Source organism: Paludisphaera sp., from assembly GCF_037189885.1.
Classification (GTDB): Bacteria; Planctomycetota; Planctomycetia; order Isosphaerales; family Isosphaeraceae; genus Paludisphaera.
In genome coordinates this window covers 1-16,124 of record NZ_JBBCIR010000084.1, presented here as the reverse complement: position 1 = coordinate 16,124, position 16,124 = coordinate 1, and the positions used below count along the sequence as shown (strand labels likewise).

The following is a 16,124-nucleotide window of genomic DNA, read 5'->3' as shown; positions in this document are numbered from 1 at the left end:
ATCGGCGACAATGGTAGTCCTGGGGGGCAGCCCTGGGGAACCGGCCGCCGAGCCCTCCGCTCCTTCGATGATGTCGCGATCGACGCCTCCCGGGCTCCCGGCCGCGGGCGTCGATCCCCGCCCCGGCTTCCCGACGGATCCCCCGAACACGGCAGGGGACGCGCGAGGGCGTCATCGACCACGGAAAGCGCGAGTTCCTGCCATGGCAAGAGCCTTCCCGACGCTCGCCGCCGAAGACGCGGCGGAGATGATCACTCACGGCTCGCTCGTGGGGGTCAGCGGCTTCACGCCCGCCGGCTCCCCGAAGGTCGTCCCCGCCGCGCTGGCGAAGCGGGCCCGGGCGCTGCACGAGAAGGGGGAGCCGTTCCAGATCCGCCTCCTCTCCGGCGCGTCGACCGGCCCGATGTGCGACGACGCCCTGGCCGAGGCCCGCGCGATCAGCTGGCGGGCCCCCTACCAGACCTCCAACCCGCTGCGGAAGCAGGCGAACTCGGGCGAGGTCGACTTCATCGACATGCACCTCTCGCACGTCGCGCAGGTCACGGCGAGCGGGGTGCTCGGCCTGATGGACGTGGCGATCGTGGAGGCCGTGGACGTCACCCCCCAGGGCCGCGTCCACCTGACCACCGGCATCGGCAACGCGCCGACGTTCCTCCAGCGGGCCGACAAGGTCATCATCGAGCTGAACTCGTACCACTCGCCGCGGATCTCCGAGCTGGCCGACATCTACATGCAGGCCGCCCCCCCGCGCCGCGACCCGATCCCGATCCACGACCCGCTGGACCGCATCGGCAATCGCTACGCGGACGTCGACCCGCGGAAGATCGTGGGGGTCGTCCGCTCGAACCTGTCCGACGGCGGCCGGGCGTTCACCGCGGCCGACGCCGTCAGCCGGGCGATCGGCGAGCACGTCTGCTCGTTCCTGCTCAACGAGATGGCGGCCGGCCGGATCCCGCCGGAGTTCCTGCCGCTGCAGAGCGGCGTCGGCAACGTCAGCAACGCGGTGATGGCCTCGTTCTCGACGAACCCGGACTTCCCCCGCTTCAAGCTCTACACCGAGGTCCTCCAGGACACGGCGATCGACCTGATCGCCTCCGGGTCGGTCCTGGGCGCCAGCACCTGCTCGCTGAGCCTGTCGGACGACAAGTTGAAGTTCGTCTACGACAACTTCGACGACTTCGCCGATCGGATCGTCCTGCGCCCGCAGGAGATCAGCAACAGCCCGGAGGTCTCGCGGCGGCTGGGGGTCATCGCCACGAACACGGCCATCGAGGTCGACATCTACGGCCACGCGAACTCGTCGCACTTCTTCGGCACGCAGATGATGAACGGCCTGGGGGGGAGCGGCGACTTCGAGCGGAACGCCTACCTGTCGATCTTCATGTGCCCCTCGGTCGCCAAGGGGGGGAAGGTCTCGACGATCGTGCCGATGTGCTCGCACGTCGACCACAGCGAGCACTCGGTGCAGGTGGTCGTCACCGAGCAGGGGCTGGCCGACCTCCGCGGCCTCGCGCCGATGGCCCGCGCCCGGGCGATCATCGACAACTGCGCCCACCCCGCGTACCGCGACTACCTCCACCACTACCTCGAAGCCGCGCCGATGGGCCACCTGCGCCACGACATGAAGCGGTGCTTCGAGCTGCTGAACAACTTCCTGGAGACCGGCGCGATGCTGCCGGATCTGGACCTCAAGCAGTTCGAGGGGTGATCGATCGCGGCCCGCCGCCGGGCCGGCCGGAGTCGGCCGGCCGGCCCCGTCGCGGCGAGGGCGACGCTCACTCGACCCACATCGGCTCGTCGACGAGCAGGCCGTACTTCTTCATCTTCTTGTAGAGGGTCGTCCGGTTGATGTCGAGCATCCGGGCGGTCTCCTGGCGGTTCCAGTTGAGGGACTGGAGCGCCTGGATGATGAGCTGCTTCTCCGGCTCCTCCAGCGCCTCCTTCAGCGGCCGGACCCCCTGGGCCGCGTGGGGCCGCGAGGCGTTGACGCGGGCCGCGCGGACGCCGCGGTGGGGGTTGAGGATCGGGCCTAGGTGCGTGGCGGTGATCCGGGGCCCGTGGCAGAGGGCCACCGCCCGCTGGATCACCCCCTGGAGCTCGCGGACGTTCCCCGGCCAGTCGTGACGGCGGAGGACGTCGAGCGCGTCGCGGGTGAAGCCGACGATCGGGCGGTCGAACTCGCGGACGAAGCGGCTCCGGAAGTACTCGGCGAGCAGCTCGACGTCGTCGCTGCGGCAGCGCAGCGGCGGGACCGTCAGGCAGACCGACTGGATGCGGTGGAAGAGATCCTGGCGGAACCTCCCCTGCTCCACCAACGCGCCGAGATCCTCGCTGGTGGAGAAGACCAGCCGGGCCGGCCGCCGGTCGCCGCCGCGGCCCGACGCCGCCTCCATGTCCCGGAACTGGATCTCCCTCAGCAGCAGCGTCTGGAGGGCCTGCCCCAGCGCGCCGACCTCCTTGATGTGCAGGGTGCCCCCGACGGCGCGGGCCAGGTGGACGCGCAGCTCCTCGCCCGGATCGGCGTGGGGGCCCTCGGCGTCCGCCGCCGCGCCCAGCTCGGCCGCGTGGACCGACACGAACGGCGCGTCGACGTCCTCGCCGCGGTGGAGCCTGCGGGCCAGCTCGGACTTCCCGGTGCCGGGCTCCCCCTCGATCAGGACCGGGGCCGACGACTCGGCCATCATGCCGGCCAGCCCGAAGATCTGCCTCAGGGCGGGGTCGAACCCGATCAGGGCGGCCGTCTCTCGCGGCGCCGGCGCGGCGACCGGGCGGGCGGACGGGAGCGGCTCGCCGACCGGCGCCGGTTCGAAGGCGGGGGACGGGCGCTCGACGACCGCCGCCACGGGCGGGGGCGCCGGATTCCGCCGGGGCTCGGCCTCCTGCAGGGCCTGGAGGACCGCCGCCCGCAACTCGGCGGCCGGGGTCGGGTACTTCAGGACCGCCGAGGCCCCCTGACGGACGGCCTCCTTGGCCCGCTCGGGATGGGGCCGGGGGAACAGCAGCACGACCGCGGATTCGGGGTGCCGACGTCGTTGGTAGGACAGCAGCTCCAGGCTGTCGGCCTCGCTCGGGTCGACGCAGGCCAGGACCAGGTCCGCGGGCTCGCGGTCGATCTGGTGGACCGCCGCGCGATCGTTCGGGGCCGTGTCGATGTCGTGCCCCAGGGACTTCAGCATTGAAGTCAGCAGCGCCAGGTCGCTGACGTCCGGGCAGACGATGAGGATTCTTCGCTTGGACATTCGGGTGCCTCTTTTGATGATTCGTCGAGGCCGGCCACGCATCCTCGCGTCGACCAGTCAATACTTCTTCACGCCGAAACGTGGTTGAGTCGCCTCATTTGCGACACCAGTCGGGCGTCGGGATCCGCCAGTCCCTCACAATCAACGTGTATGTCACCGATGCAGCGGCGTCAAAAAATCGTCCTCCCCGGGCCGCGCCCGCCGTGGCGGCTCATCAGGCCCGCGGGTGCGCGTCCTGATAAGCCTCCAACATCCTCTCTCCCGTGACGTGGGTATAAATCTGGGTGGTCGTCAGCTTGCGGTGGCCTAGCAGCTCCTGCACGCTGCGGAGGTCGGCGCCGCGGTCGAGCAGGTGGGTGGCGAAGCTGTGCCGCAGGGTGTGCGGGCTGGCCTCGCTCCGGATCCCCGCGCGGGCCAGGTGCTCCTCCAGCAGCCGGCCGACGCTCCTGGCCGTCAGCCGGTCGCCGTAGCGATTCAGGAAGACCCCCCGCTCCGAGGCCGAGCGCGGCCGCCGCGACGCCAGGTGCAGGCGGATCCAGTGGACCGCCATCGGGCCGATCGGGCAGAGCCGCTCGCGCCTCCCCTTCCCCCGCACCCGCGCCATCTCCTCGTCGAGATCCAGGTCCTCCAGGTCCAGGCCGACGACCTCGCCCACCCGCAGGCCCCCTCCATAGAGGGTCTCGAACATCGCCCGATCACGTCGGCCCAGGTCGTCGGCGACCGGGATCGAGTCCAGAAGTTTCACGACCTCGTCGACCCGCAACAGCTTGGGCAGCCGCCGTGGCTGCTTGGGGTTCCGCAGGGCGACCGTCGGATCCGCGTCGACCTCGCCGTTTCGCCGCAGGTGGCGGAAATACGACCGCAGGCTCGCCAGCCGCCGCGCCACCGTCGACGCCGCGTACCCTCGCCCGCTCAACCAGGCCGAATATCGCCGCAGCCTCCGCGAGTCCGCCGACGCCGGCGACGGGTCCCCCCCGGCCGGCCTGGTCTCCTCCAGGAATTGCTCGAACAGCGCGAGGTCGTCCTCGTAAGACCGCAGCGTGTGCTCCGACGCCCGCCGCTCCACCTTCAAGTGCTCGAGAAATGCCCGTATCGAAGCGTCCATGTCCCCTCCCGCCCATCCATCAAGACCGCGAGCTTCGTTCCGCCCTTATGTTGTTTCGGTTCGGCCCGCCATGCTATGCCGTCTATTTTTGCACGCTTGCGGTCTCGTGGGCAGTCATTGAAACATGATACCAGATGATAAACGCCGTGTTTCCGAGGGACCACGGTTTTCGCCCCCTCCCCTAGGAATTTGGCGGTGGGGGCTTCCCTTTTCCGGTCCGATGGCCTATTATCCAAGTGCGCCGTGGAGCAGCGGTTAGCTCGCCAGGCTCATAACCTGGAGGTCGTAGGTTCGATTCCTGCCGGCGCAACTTTCGATTGCTTCTCCTGGGGCCGACGTCATCTCGATGACGTCGGCCCTTTTTATTTGCCGGTCTCCCCGATGAATCGGCCGAAACGACGACCCTCGGGAATTTTCCCGGGGAGGGCTTCCATTCGCCGGCCACTTCGCGTAATATCCAAGTGCGCCGTGGAGCAGCGGTTAGCTCGCCAGGCTCATAACCTGGAGGTCGTAGGTTCGATTCCTGCCGGCGCAATTCCTTCCGCACTCCAAGCCGACCTCGCTCTTGCGAGGTCGGCTTTTTTGTTGCCCGCGACCCATGCGTCGTCGCGGGGGTCGCCCCGGCCCGCCGGGCCGAAGGGCCCCCCCACGTGTTGCGGCCGGGGGAGCGACGTGGTAGATTTCCGAAGTGGCGTCGCGGCCCCATGTTTCGCGCGCCGCCGCCGATCCTGGGGATGGGACGAGCATGGCAGCTTCGGACTCGCAACACTCCGAGACCCTGACGCATCGCCTCGTCCTGCCACGCGACGCCAATCATCACGGCACCCTCTACGCCGGCACGCTCCTGTCGCTGGCCCTCGAGGCCGGCTACTCGTCGGCCTATCGCGCGGCCGGGCTCGACGCCAACCTGGTGCTCAAGCGAGTCCTGGATCTTCGCTGCTACGTCCCGGTCCCCATCGGCCGCGTCGTCCAGATTCGTGGCCGCCAGATCCATCGAGGGGCCGCGCAGATCGTGGTCGCCCTCTGGGGCACCCCGCTTGGCAACCAGAAAGACCCGTGGATGGATGGCTTGATGCAGTTCGTCCATGTCGCCCCCGATGGGTCCCCCGAGCCTCTCGCCGATGATCCCGCCGACATCCCCGAGGCGTTGGCCCAACCCTGGGCCCGGCTTCACGAGCGAGCACGCAAACTTTTGCACGTTCGCCGGTGACTAGGTTTAATTAATTCCACGTCTGGTTGTCTTCGGTCATCGATCGTTGCGAACAACAGTCTTACGCGGGTGAAACCTGGTTTCACACAGCGTGTCGCTTTTTTTCAACAAGCGGCCGGCGCGTGTCCTTTATTGTCATCGAGACGGCAGGGAACTCGGCTTTTGTGGGCCCGTCGGGCGGCATGCTGGCCGATTGCGAGGGCGCGCGCGGCGGCCCGACGGCCTTCCTGAGCCACCAAAAGGTGGGCGCGCGGATTTCGACGAGGCCCGCGATCCGTGCGTTATACTACCTCCAACAGCCGGCTTCCCCACCGTGGCGGCCGGCCGTCGGTTCCCCCGAACTCCGCGTCGGGGGCAGGCGGACGTGATCTTAGGACCTTGCCGCGTTGCGGCGGCAGCGATTGCACCTGCGAGCTTCAACCAGTCGCGGCCGGCGGGAATCAGCCGGGATTTCACCTCGATCGTCAGTCCGGTTTTTTCAGGAGCCTGAGACCGGGCCTCTCGATTTCGACTTTCCCGGGCGGCGACGCTTTGGGAAGATCGGGGCCGAGGGGCCCGGGCCGACGTTCACGCACCTCGCCCGTCGCGCCGCTCTCCCCCGCCTTCCCCAGAGAACGGAACGACCCCGCCCGTGGACCCAGGCCAGAGCCCCCAGGCGTCCGAGCGGCCCGACGCTCCGGCCGCCGATGGACCATCCTCGACGCCCGCGCGCCCTCGCGGCCTTCGCGACGCCGCGGCGGTCGTGGCGATGCTCGTCCCCGCGCTCGCGGCCGTCTGGCTCGTCCCATGGTTCGTGACCCAGGACGGCCTGGCGCACCTCTACAACGCCGGCATCCTCCTGGACTCCCTGCGCGGCGGCGAGGTGTTCGGCCGTTGGTTCGAGGTCCGCTGGGAGCCGCTGCCCAACTGGGGGGGCCACCTCACCCTGATGGGGCTGCTGACGGTCCTCCCCCCGCTCGCGGCCGATCGCATGATGACGTCGATCATGCTGGTCGCCGTGGCCCTGGCGGCGGTCGCGCTGCGATGCGCGGTCGGCGGGCGATCGGCGTTCGCGGCCAGGGCGTTGGCGGCGCTGGCGGCGATGAGCTATTCATGGCTGATGGGCTTCGCCAGCTTCCAACTGGGGGCCGCGCTGTTCGCGGTCACGCTGGCGGTCTGGTGGAAGGGGCGCGACGACCTCCGGCCCGGTCGCATGGCGGCGCTGGCCGCCCTGCTAACCGCGGGCTACTTCTGCCACCTGGTGAGCGTCGGCCTGACGCTCCTCTCGCTGGGATTCCTGGCGCTCGCGACGCCGGTCGCGCCGGGTGGTCGGTCCCGGCCGGCTCGCCTCGGCCGCCTGGCGGCCTGCGCCGCGCCGCTGCTGGGGCTCATGGTCGTGTACCTGCGGATGTCTCGCAGCGGCGGCGCGATGCGGCCGAGCTTCGCCAGGCTGGAGGAGTTCCTGACGTTCCACGGCTGGATCGGGCGGCTGGGCTGGGCCGACCCGATCTCGTTCTCGGTCAAGAACGCCCTGCCGTTCACGTCGACGACCGGGACGGCCTTCTACCTGCTGAGCCCGCTGGCCTGGCTGACGATCGCGGCGCTGGCGCTGACCTGGGCCGGCTGGGCCCGCGAGGAGCCGGGCGGGCCGACGCGCGGCGAGCGCCGGGCCTGGCTGTGGCTGTCGGCGATCCTGCTGGGGGCAGGGGTCTTCGGCCCGGACTCGATGGGCCCCGGCCATGGCGACTTCCTCCCGCAGCGGGTGGCGTTGCTGGGGCTGGTCGCGGCGATCCCGGCGATCGACCCGCCGAGGTCGTGGCCGGGCCGGCTGGGGGCGGCGGCGATGGGCCTGGCGGTGGCGTTGCAGGCCGTCAGCGCGTGGGATTACGCCGTCCACTCGCGGGAGACGGTCGCGCCGCTCGCCGAGGCGGCGCCGAAGGTCGGAGAAGGCCGGCGCGTGGCGGTCCTGACCGGACACCTGGAGACCCGGTTCCGGATCAACCCGCCGCGACACGTCGCCTGCTGGCTGGGCGTGGCGGGGGGGAACCTCGTCTGGAACAACTACGAGGTCCGCCATTACTACTTCCCGGTGCGGCTTCGCCAGGGGGTGGTCGGGCCCGACTCCTACGACCTGGAGGCCGTCGCCCTGCTCGGCCGGCGAGCCCGCGCCGAGGGCCTGGCGATCTGGGAGGACGTGCTCGCCCGCCATCACGAAGCCGTCGACGTGCTCGTCGAGTGGCTGGGCGACGCGGACCTCGACGCCGTCACCTCGCGATGGTTCGAGCCGGTCGACGTCGACGGCGACGTCCGCATCCTCCTCCCCCGCCACGACCTGCGAGCCGGTCGGTAGTCCCCATCGACGTCGTCCCGACGCGCCAAGGGGGATGACCCGCGAGCTTCCGCGAACCGCCGCGACGCGGCCGGCTTCCTCCTTTCCCGGCCCAGGACCCCCGGACGCTCGCGCGGATGGCATCGATTTCGACGGCCCGATTGGTCGGGACCGCCGGGAATTTCTCTCGGATTTCCGGCCAATCGCGGCACGAAGCGCCAATAGCCATAAAGTCGTCGGCTTCAAAGGTGTGGAGGCATTGAGCCATGCGGGCGTTGGCGGGGCGATTGTCAGGAAGTGGGAAGTTTCGCCCCGTCGGCCTGTCGCCGCGTGGGGCCCGGCGAGGATCGTCCGGGCATCCAGCGCCATTTCGATCCGACTCCGAGGTCGCGGCGGCCCTGCCGCCCGCGGGAGGATCGACGACGGGCCATGATGTCCGCGATGAGCCGGCGATGGGCCGCATGACGCCGGCCCGAGTAGTGCAAGAAACGTCCGATGCATCGCGTATGGCGCCGGCGATGATCCGCGCGGCCGGCCCGACGCGACGGCATCCGGACCGAGCAGCGAGGTTACCATGGCTACGTCGGCCGAGACATGGCGGGAGAACCTTGAGACAACCTACGAGCAGCTTCGACCGTCGTTGCTCCGAGTCCTCGCGCGACTGTCCCGGCAAGGGTTCGTCGTGCCCGTCTCGGATGGGCTCGACCTGGTGCACGACTTCTTCCTGTCCGAATGGCCCGCGATCCTGCGGACGTTCGACGCGCGGCTAGGCACGCTCGAGCGCTACGCGGCGACCGCCTTCGAACGGTTCGCCAGGACCCACGTCGCGCGTCAGTGGCGACGGCGGGAGCGGCTGCTCGACGCCCGGGTGCTGGCGGACCGCGTCGCCGACTCCCGGGAGGACGGGCCAACTCCGGCGGCGGAGCTGAGGCGGCTCCACGAGGCCCTCGCGGGGCTCGACGCCGAGGACAGGAGCCTGCTCGACGACTATTTCGGGACCCCCGGCAAGTCGGAGCGGGGCCTGGCGCGCGACCGCGGCATGACGCGGCACCGGCTCCGCGACGAGCTCCTCCAGGCGCTCGCCCGCGTCGCCGTCGCGTTCGGCGACCGCGGGCTGATCCCCCCCGAGGACTGGCGCGTCGCCCGGGAGATCTGGGGGATGGGCTGGACGACGCGCGAGGTCGCGGGTCGCCTGGGGGCGTCCGTTCAGGACGTCGTCCAGGCGCGGAATCGGGTGCTCAACCTGCTCGCGAGGGGGCTTGGGCGCGGTGGAAAACTCCTATACACCCTAGATGAAGGGGCGGACCGGTGACCGGATTGAAGGACGACGAGCGGACGGGCGCGATGCCGCTAGCATTGATCGCGCGACTGCTGGAACAATCGGGCCCCGGCTTGCCGGAAGAGCTGCTGGACGGCATCCGGGCGAACTCGGAGGAGATCCTGAGTTTGCTCGTCGAGGACGAGGAGATCGCCGAGAGGCTGGACAGTCACCTCGACGCGTTCGACCCCGACACGCTCGCCATGCTGTACGACGCCCTCGCGGGCGACGTGCCGGGGACGGTGCCCGCCGAGGCTGGCTCCCTGGCCGCCGCCATGCAAGATGCGAGCCGGGACGAGGATGTGTGCATCGGCTGGGCCTGGGCAAACGCCCTCATGGTCGACCTGCCCGATAATCTCGGCAACCTCGACCGATGCCTCGAAGGCGCGCCCATCGCGCCGGACGGGGTCGTCAAGTTGCTGATGGAGCAAGTCGACTCGAAGGCGGCGGGCCGGGACGCGGCCCACTGGGTTCGCGCGCTGGCCAGGCGGGGGCTCAGCCCCGTGTCCATCTTCCAGGCCGCCGACGCCGTTTCGGGGCTGATCGAGCGGCTCGCGCGACGCGGCAAGCTTCGCGAGGGGCAGGGTCTCCTGCTCGATGCTTCCGGCGGGCTGTCCGGCCCGGAGGATTTCGGGCGGGACATGGTGATCGAGAGCATCGGCCACGCGACCGATTGCGAGCCGTCGACGGCCCGGCGCCTGATCGCCTGGCTGGTGGGCGTCGCCCAGGCGAGGCCGCGACTCTTCCGCGGCCTGGAAGCCGAACCGCGGGGACCCCTGGCCGTCAGGCTCTCTCTCCAGCCGCGGGCGATGACCACGGACCACGACGCGGATCTCATCCTGCGATGGTCCCCCTCGCGCGAGGCCGCGCCGATCCAGAAGGACGCGGAGCGGGAGGGTCGATGCGGTCAACATGCCTATATGTAATTGGGGCGATCCCGCCGGTCACGGCCAGACGCGGCGTGGGGGCGGGAGTTGCCCGCGCAGCGGGACGAAGCCGCGGTTGCCGCGCCAGTAGGGGGTGGTCCGCCACTCGACGACCGTCCCCCCGCTCTCGTCCTCCGACTCCACGAGTCGGTGGACGAGCACCGCGTTCCTGGGCAATTGCCATCGCGCCAGATGGGGATCCTTGACGCGCCACTTCGCGGGGATCTTGTCGCGCTGTGTCGCCGTGCCGCTGCGAGCCTCCAGCACTTCCCGCGTCCGGCCCCTGGCCGGGTCCGTGGCCCGGAACGCCCGCACCTCCGCCTCGTGGATATGGCCCGTCATCACCACCGAGATCTCCTGGTCGATCAGGTAGACGTCGAGCGCCTGGCGACAGTTCCCGTGCATCCTGAGGGCCGACGAACCGTCGTGATAGGTGGGCGAATGGTGGATCAGGAGGGTGCGAATCTCGTCGGGCTGGCGCGGCCCCATGTGGATCTCCGGCGAGGCCAGCTGGCTGGAGAACTTTCCCCGAGCGGCATTCCGCCGGATCGACATGCGGCCCGTCGCCACGTCGGCATCGCTGTCCACCATCGCAAATCGGACGCGTAGACGACGACCGTCGGACAGCCGAAGGGGGACGTCGGGCGCCATCGCGGGGAAGGTCCCCGCCGGGAACGTCCGCAGGTAGGCCGCCGACGTGCCCGAGCTGAGCAGGGGCAGCGCCTCGTTCCAGTGGTCATGATTGCCGCCCACGCACCGGCCCTTCCAGTCGCGACACCTCAGGCCGAATGCGTCGCCCGAGGGAAAGTGGACCTCGCCGCCGAGGAACATCCCGGCCATCGCGAATTGCGTCGCCTTGCCGACGCAAGTGAGATCTCCGGTGGTGATCAGGTACGCCCCCTCTTCGTCGACCAGATGCTTGACCAGGCGGTCCAGATCTTTCATCGCCTGGACGGTGTGCCCTAGCAGACCCTGGAATATCTTCGCGTGCTTCCAGTAACGGGGCGCGTCGGCGTCGTACGTGCCGTCGTTTCGGCTCGGGTCCATGTCGCCGAAATGGAGGTCCGAGATGTGGATGAGCGTGGCCAGATGATAGCCGAACATGGATCGCTCCCGCGACAAACGAGGCCCGCGTACTAAAACCGGACGGCGGAGTCCATGAAAAGCCGGGCACGGGCCTTATCATAGGGCCCGGGGCGGAAATGGCGTGAAAAAATTCGGAACATGATTCGATTTCCGATTCATTGCATGATGGATGGCGCGGTTGGCACGCCCCCGGCCACCGGCCCTTGGAATTGAATGGGTTAATGAGTGGAGATGGAGTTGATTCCCGGAAGGCCGGCGACGCGGCAACGACGAGCAGCCCCCCTCCCGCGAGGTGAGAAGGGGGGCGCGTGCCGCCTCGAAGGCGGTTCCCACGGGGCGGGAAAGCACCCCTTCTCCTGTCGGCCCCGACGAAGCGGGGCGGCGGCGCGCGGAATCCCCTCGCCGAACGGCCACGGCGCGGGGTATCGTGGGGGATGTGGCGGCGAGGCCCGCCGGGCCCATTCACCGAGGCGGATCGACATGCGACGATCGATTCCACGTCGGGCGGTCTTGCTCGCGGCGCTGGGCGTCGCGGCGATGGCGACGCCCGGCGCGGCGTCGGCGCAGGCGCGGCGAGGGGGGGGGCTGGACCAGTCCCGGACCCGGCCCGCCCCCGCCCCCGCGGCCAGGCGGGCCGCCCCCACGCCGCCCCGGCTCGACGCCGTCCGGCCGGCCGACGACCGCACCTTCCGGCCGACCGTCGTGATCCGGCGCGGGAAGTCGCAGGGGACCGGCACGATCATCGCCACGTCCGCCGATTCCTCGCTGGTCCTGACCGCCGCGCACGTCGTCCGCGACAGGGGAGACCTCGTCGTGGAGCTTCACCGCTACAACGTCGGCCTGGAGAAGTCCAGGGGGGGCGATTGGCCGCTGGTGATCCCGGCCGAGGTCGTGGGGACCGACGACGCGGGGGACGTGGCGCTCCTGCGACTGCGGGGCCCCTCCCCCCTCCCCTTCGTCGCCCGGCTCTACGACGACGATCCGGCCGGGCTCGCCCCCGGCGCGCTCGTCACCTCGCTGGGCGTCGACCAGGGGGCGCGCGTCGCGAGCTGGGAGACGGGCCTGGTGGAGACGGCCCGATTCCGGATCGAGGACGACGGGGAGGAGCGGCCCTTCCTCGTCACGATGAAGATCCCCGCGCACGGGCGGTCGGGGGGCGGGCTGTTCCTCGCCGACGGCCGGCTGGTCGGCGTCTGCGTCGGCCACGCGGAGATGTACCAGGGCCGCAGGATGGGGATCTTCGCCTCGCTCGCGAGCGCCCGCCGGCTGATCCGCAAGCACGGCCTCGACGCCGAGGTCGCCCGCTCCCAGGCCCGCCCGCCGGCCCCGGCCGCCTCGCGCCGAGGTGGGCAGGCTGTCGAGTCCGAGGCCGCGCCGCGTTACGATCGATCCTGACGTCCTTCCCCCCTCGCGGGGGAAGGTGGCCCGGAGGGCCGGATGAGGGGGAAGCCAAGCGAGATGGCCCCGTGGTTCGCGACGGCCTGTCGGGCGGGATTCCGAACCGAGGAAGCGTCCCCGCTAGTCGTCCCCCTCATCTGACCGCTCCGCGGTCTGTCTTCCCCCGCGAGGGGGGAAGAACGGTCCGATCAAGGCTTCGCCGAGAACGGTGAAGCCCCGCTCGGCTACCCCAGGAGACGACCCATGCGCAGCCTCTCCGTCGCCGCGACGTTGACGCTCACGGCCATCGCCGCCGTGGCGACCGCGGCCGATTTCCCCCGCTTCGAGGCCCAGGAGATCGACCCCAACATCGGCGCGGTCTGCTACGCGCTGACGGTCGCGGACGTGGACGGCGACGGCCGGCCCGACGTCGTCGCCGCCTCCGAGGACGCCGTCGTCTGGTACCAGAACCCGTCGTGGACCAGGCGCGACATCATCCGCGGCGAGACGCGCCGCGACAACGTCTGCATCCAGCCCCATGACGTCGACGGCGACGGCCGGATCGACTTCGTCCTCGGCGCCGGCTGGAAGCCGTCGGACACCAACCAGCCCGGCACGCTCCAGTGGCTCGGCCGCGACGAGGCCGGCGCGTGGCGCGTCCACCCCATCGAATGCGACGAGCCGACCGTCCACCGGCTCCGGCTGGGCGACGTGAAGGGGACCGGCAAGGCCCAGCTCATCGTGGCGCCGCTCCAGGGCCGCGGCACGCGCGGGCCCAACTGGGGCGAGGGCGCCGGGGTGAACGTCCGGGTCCACGACATTCCCGACGACCCCACCCAACCGCGATGGCCGTCCGAGGTCGCCGATTCGACGCTCCACACCATCCACAACCTCCAGGTCGTCCCGTCGGGCGACGAAGGGCGTAAGAAGATCGTCCTCGCCGCCTGGGAAGGGGTCTTCGCCCTGGAGCGCGGCGCCGACGGCGCGTGGGCCCGGACGCGAATCGGCGCGGGCGACCAGGAATCCGCCCCGATGAAGGGGGCGAGCGAGATCAACGTCGGGCGCATGGCCGACGGCTCGCGCTACATCGCCACCATCGAGCCCTGGCACGGAAACCAGGCCGTCGTCTACTCCCCGCCGAAGGATGGCGGAGGGCTCTGGGCCCGCGACGTGATCGCCGCGCCGATGGCCTGGGGCCACGCCGTCTGGTGCGTCGACCTCGACGGCGACGGCGACGACGACCTCGTCGTCGGCCAGCGCGACCCGAACGCCGCCGGCTCCCCCGGCCCGAAGGGCCCCGGCGTCTTCGCCTTCGAGGCGAGGCCCGGCGCCGACGGCCCGGAGTTCGTCCGCCACGACGTCGACGACGGCGGCATGGCCTGCGAGGACGCGCTCGCCGCCGACCTCGACGGCGACGGCCGCCCCGACATCGTCGCCGGCGGCCGCGCCACCCACAACGTCCGCGTCTACTGGAACCGCGAGCCGTGACGCCGACCCTCGATGGAAGTGGTGATATGAACGCGGACGATCGCGACTTCGACGACTCCGTCGACCTAGACGCCTACCTCGGCCGCGTCGGTTACGACGGCCCGCGCGAGCCGACGCCGGGTGTTTTGAGGGCGCTGGTGGAGCGGCACATGGCCGCCATCCCGTTCGAGGCGATCGACGTGCTGCTGGGCCGCGGCGTCGACCTGACGCCCGCGGCCGTCGACCGCAAGCTGATCGACGGCCGTCGCGGCGGCTACTGCTTCGAGCACGCCAGCCTCATGAGGCGCGTGCTCCGGGCGATCGGCTTCCCGGTCTCGCAGTACCTCGCCCGGGTCCGCGTCCGCGACTCGCCCGGCTCGCCGTCCCCCCCGGCGACCCACGCCGCGCTGAAGGTCCAGGCCGGCGGCCGCCCCTGGCTGGTCGACGTCGGTTTCGGCGGCTTCATGCCCAACGAGCCGCTCGCGTGGGAGCCCGGCGCGGCCCAGGAGACGAAGTTCGGCGCGTACCGCCTGGTCGAGACGCCCGACGGCCTCCTGCTCCAGTCGCTCCACCAGGAGGCATGGGCGCCGCTGTACGACATCCTCGATTTCCGCTGGCGGGGGATCGACTTCAAGGTCGCGAACCATTACACCGCGACCTATCCGGATTCGCACTTCCGCCACGGCCTGATGGCCGCGCGAACCGAGAGCTGGGGCCGGACGACGCTCGCCGGGAACCTGTTCCGGAGGGTCGCGCTCGACGGCGCGCGCGAGGAGCGTTCGCTGGACGCCGAGGGACTGGCCGAGGCGCTCGCCTCGGCTTTCGGGCTGCCGGTCGCGGACGACTGGCGGCCGATGCTCGCCCGGGTCGCCGAGGACCGAGGCGGTTGAATTCTCGCCGCGATACGCGAGGATGAATGGCTCACTGGACCCTGCCCGATCCGATGCGAGGCGAATCGAGAATGGCTTACCTACACGGCCTGACGGTGATGCTGGCGATGACGACGACGTCCTGGGGCGGCGAGAAGTCGGTGGAATTCGTCTCCCACCGCGGCGAGTCGGCGGACGCCCCCGAGAACACCATGCCGGCGTTCAACCTGGCCTGGGAACGCGGCGTCAAGGCGATCGAGCTGGACGCCCACCTCTCCCGCGACGGCGTCCTCGTCGTCTGCCACGACGCCGACGCCAAACGCACCACGGGCTCCGACCTCAAGATCAAGGATTCGACCTGGGACGAGCTGAAGGGCCTGGACGCCGGCCGCTGGAAGGGCGAGAAGTTCGCCGGCGTGACGATGCCCAGGATCGAGGAGGCCCTGGCCTCCATCCCCGAGGGCGCCCGGTGCTTCATCGAGATCAAGGTCGGCCCCGAGTCGATCCCCGCGCTGGTGGAGGCGGTTCGCTCCTCCGGCAAGAAGCCCGAGCAGATGTGCGTCATCAGCTTCAACGCCGCCACGGTCGCCGAGGCCAAGAAGCGGCTCCCCGAGCTGAAGGCGTACTACCTCGCCGGCTTCAAGCAGGACAAGGAGACCGGCGTCTTCACGCCGACGGTCGACGAGCTGATCGCCAAGGCGAAGGAGATCAACGCCGACGGCCTGGACCTGGCCTACACCGGCCCCATCGACCGCGCCTTCGTCGACCGCGTCAAGGCCGAGGGCCTGGAGTTCTACGTCTGGACCGTCGACGACCCCGCCGTCGCCCGCCGCATGATCGAGGCCGGCGTCGACGGCATCACCACCAACAAGGGCGAATGGCTGGCCCAGCAGGTCCGCTGAGCCGACGCCCCCCGACGGGCCGAGCCTCCTGCCCGGCCCGATTCGTTCCCTCTCCCTTGGGAGAGGGCAGCCGCGCCAGCGGCGGGTGAGGGCCGTCGCGCTTCGGAGATACCGCCGGCCGAGCCTGGAAATGAACCGGCGCGATCCCCGAAGCGCCCAGGCCCTTACCCGGCCCTTCGGGCCACCCTCTCCCGGATGGAGAGGGGACTCAAAAGGTTTCACCTTCCCTCGCGTCGCCGGCCTCACCGGAAATCGCCCGCGGCGGCGCCCGGGGGTTGCGTGGGGGCGGGATGGTAGCGGTTCTGGAGCCGCTCGAT

Annotated in this window: 12 protein-coding genes and 2 tRNA genes; 11 read left to right on the top strand and 3 right to left on the bottom strand. The window is 70.5% G+C overall.

From position 1 onward, the window contains the following. Window positions 1-202: 202 nt before the first annotated feature. Window positions 203-1,708, top strand: coding sequence for a succinate CoA transferase (locus WG209_RS21190; RefSeq protein ID WP_337177089.1), 1,506 nt, complete (start codon window positions 203-205; stop codon window positions 1,706-1,708). A 67-nt stretch (window positions 1,709-1,775) separates the two neighbouring features. Here WG209_RS21190 and WG209_RS21185 read toward each other — a convergent pair whose 3' ends face one another. Both WG209_RS21185 and WG209_RS21180 read right to left on the bottom strand, forming a co-directional pair. Then, the gene (locus tag WG209_RS21185; protein ID WP_337177088.1) at window positions 1,776-3,239 is read right to left on the bottom strand and encodes a sigma 54-interacting transcriptional regulator; all 1,464 of its coding nucleotides are present in this window, start codon (window positions 3,237-3,239) and stop codon (window positions 1,776-1,778) included. A gap of 214 nt (window positions 3,240-3,453) precedes the next feature. Continuing rightward, window positions 3,454-4,344: a tyrosine recombinase gene (locus WG209_RS21180; protein ID WP_337177087.1), complete on the bottom strand. Its 891-nt coding sequence runs from the start codon at window positions 4,342-4,344 to the stop codon at window positions 3,454-3,456. Window positions 4,345-4,581: 237 nt separating this feature from the next. Here WG209_RS21180 and WG209_RS21175 point away from each other — a divergent pair. The 6 genes from WG209_RS21175 (at window position 4,582) to WG209_RS21150 (ending at window position 10,106) form a co-directional block, all read left to right on the top strand. Next, a tRNA-Met gene (locus WG209_RS21175) sits at window positions 4,582-4,654 on the top strand. A gap of 152 nt (window positions 4,655-4,806) precedes the next feature. Then, window positions 4,807-4,879: transfer RNA gene (locus tag WG209_RS21170), tRNA-Met, on the top strand. A 210-nt stretch (window positions 4,880-5,089) separates the two neighbouring features. Beyond that, window positions 5,090-5,554 (top strand): acyl-CoA hydrolase, encoded by a 465-nt coding sequence (locus WG209_RS21165; protein ID WP_337177086.1) that lies wholly within the window; start codon window positions 5,090-5,092, stop codon window positions 5,552-5,554. 631 nt (window positions 5,555-6,185) lie between these two features. Then, complete coding sequence (locus tag WG209_RS21160; protein ID WP_337177085.1) at window positions 6,186-7,883, top strand: hypothetical protein; 1,698 nt, start codon at window positions 6,186-6,188, stop codon at window positions 7,881-7,883. A gap of 553 nt (window positions 7,884-8,436) precedes the next feature. Next, entirely contained in the window at window positions 8,437-9,174 is a 738-nt protein-coding gene (locus WG209_RS21155) for a hypothetical protein (RefSeq protein ID WP_337177084.1), read from the top strand. A gap of 32 nt (window positions 9,175-9,206) precedes the next feature. After that, window positions 9,207-10,106, top strand: a complete 900-nt coding sequence (locus WG209_RS21150) for a hypothetical protein (RefSeq protein WP_337177083.1) — start codon at window positions 9,207-9,209, stop codon at window positions 10,104-10,106. A gap of 18 nt (window positions 10,107-10,124) precedes the next feature. Here WG209_RS21150 and WG209_RS21145 read toward each other — a convergent pair whose 3' ends face one another. Continuing rightward, complete coding sequence (locus WG209_RS21145) at window positions 10,125-11,210, bottom strand: metallophosphoesterase (protein WP_337177082.1); 1,086 nt, start codon at window positions 11,208-11,210, stop codon at window positions 10,125-10,127. Between the two features lie 462 nt (window positions 11,211-11,672). Here WG209_RS21145 and WG209_RS21140 point away from each other — a divergent pair, with 462 nt between their 5' ends. The 4 genes from WG209_RS21140 to WG209_RS21125 all read left to right on the top strand — a co-directional run bounded on the left by WG209_RS21140 (window position 11,673) and on the right by WG209_RS21125 (window position 15,807). Then, the gene (locus WG209_RS21140; RefSeq protein WP_337177081.1) at window positions 11,673-12,587 is read left to right on the top strand and encodes a serine protease; all 915 of its coding nucleotides are present in this window, start codon (window positions 11,673-11,675) and stop codon (window positions 12,585-12,587) included. A 246-nt stretch (window positions 12,588-12,833) separates the two neighbouring features. Next, a complete protein-coding gene (locus tag WG209_RS21135) occupies window positions 12,834-14,057 on the top strand; it encodes a VCBS repeat-containing protein (protein WP_337177080.1) in 1,224 nt (407 codons plus the stop codon). Window positions 14,058-14,083: 26 nt separating this feature from the next. Further along, window positions 14,084-14,926: an arylamine N-acetyltransferase gene (locus tag WG209_RS21130; RefSeq protein ID WP_337177079.1), complete on the top strand. Its 843-nt coding sequence runs from the start codon at window positions 14,084-14,086 to the stop codon at window positions 14,924-14,926. A gap of 71 nt (window positions 14,927-14,997) precedes the next feature. Beyond that, window positions 14,998-15,807 (top strand): glycerophosphodiester phosphodiesterase, encoded by an 810-nt coding sequence (locus tag WG209_RS21125; protein ID WP_337177078.1) that lies wholly within the window; start codon window positions 14,998-15,000, stop codon window positions 15,805-15,807. The last annotated feature ends 317 nt before the right edge of the window (window positions 15,808-16,124 follow it).

Coding starts and splice junctions, on each gene's coding strand:
- WG209_RS21190 (WP_337177089.1), top strand. CDS start 203: ATGGCAAGAGCCTTCCCGACGCTCGCCGCCGAAGACGCGGCGGAGATG.
- WG209_RS21185 (WP_337177088.1), bottom strand. CDS start 3,239: ATGTCCAAGCGAAGAATCCTCATCGTCTGCCCGGACGTCAGCGACCTG.
- WG209_RS21180 (WP_337177087.1), bottom strand. CDS start 4,344: ATGGACGCTTCGATACGGGCATTTCTCGAGCACTTGAAGGTGGAGCGG.
- WG209_RS21165 (WP_337177086.1), top strand. CDS start 5,090: ATGGCAGCTTCGGACTCGCAACACTCCGAGACCCTGACGCATCGCCTC.
- WG209_RS21155 (WP_337177084.1), top strand. CDS start 8,437: ATGGCTACGTCGGCCGAGACATGGCGGGAGAACCTTGAGACAACCTAC.
- WG209_RS21150 (WP_337177083.1), top strand. CDS start 9,207: ATGCCGCTAGCATTGATCGCGCGACTGCTGGAACAATCGGGCCCCGGC.
- WG209_RS21145 (WP_337177082.1), bottom strand. CDS start 11,210: ATGTTCGGCTATCATCTGGCCACGCTCATCCACATCTCGGACCTCCAT.
- WG209_RS21140 (WP_337177081.1), top strand. CDS start 11,673: ATGCGACGATCGATTCCACGTCGGGCGGTCTTGCTCGCGGCGCTGGGC.
- WG209_RS21135 (WP_337177080.1), top strand. CDS start 12,834: ATGCGCAGCCTCTCCGTCGCCGCGACGTTGACGCTCACGGCCATCGCC.
- WG209_RS21130 (WP_337177079.1), top strand. CDS start 14,084: ATGAACGCGGACGATCGCGACTTCGACGACTCCGTCGACCTAGACGCC.
- WG209_RS21125 (WP_337177078.1), top strand. CDS start 14,998: ATGGCTTACCTACACGGCCTGACGGTGATGCTGGCGATGACGACGACG.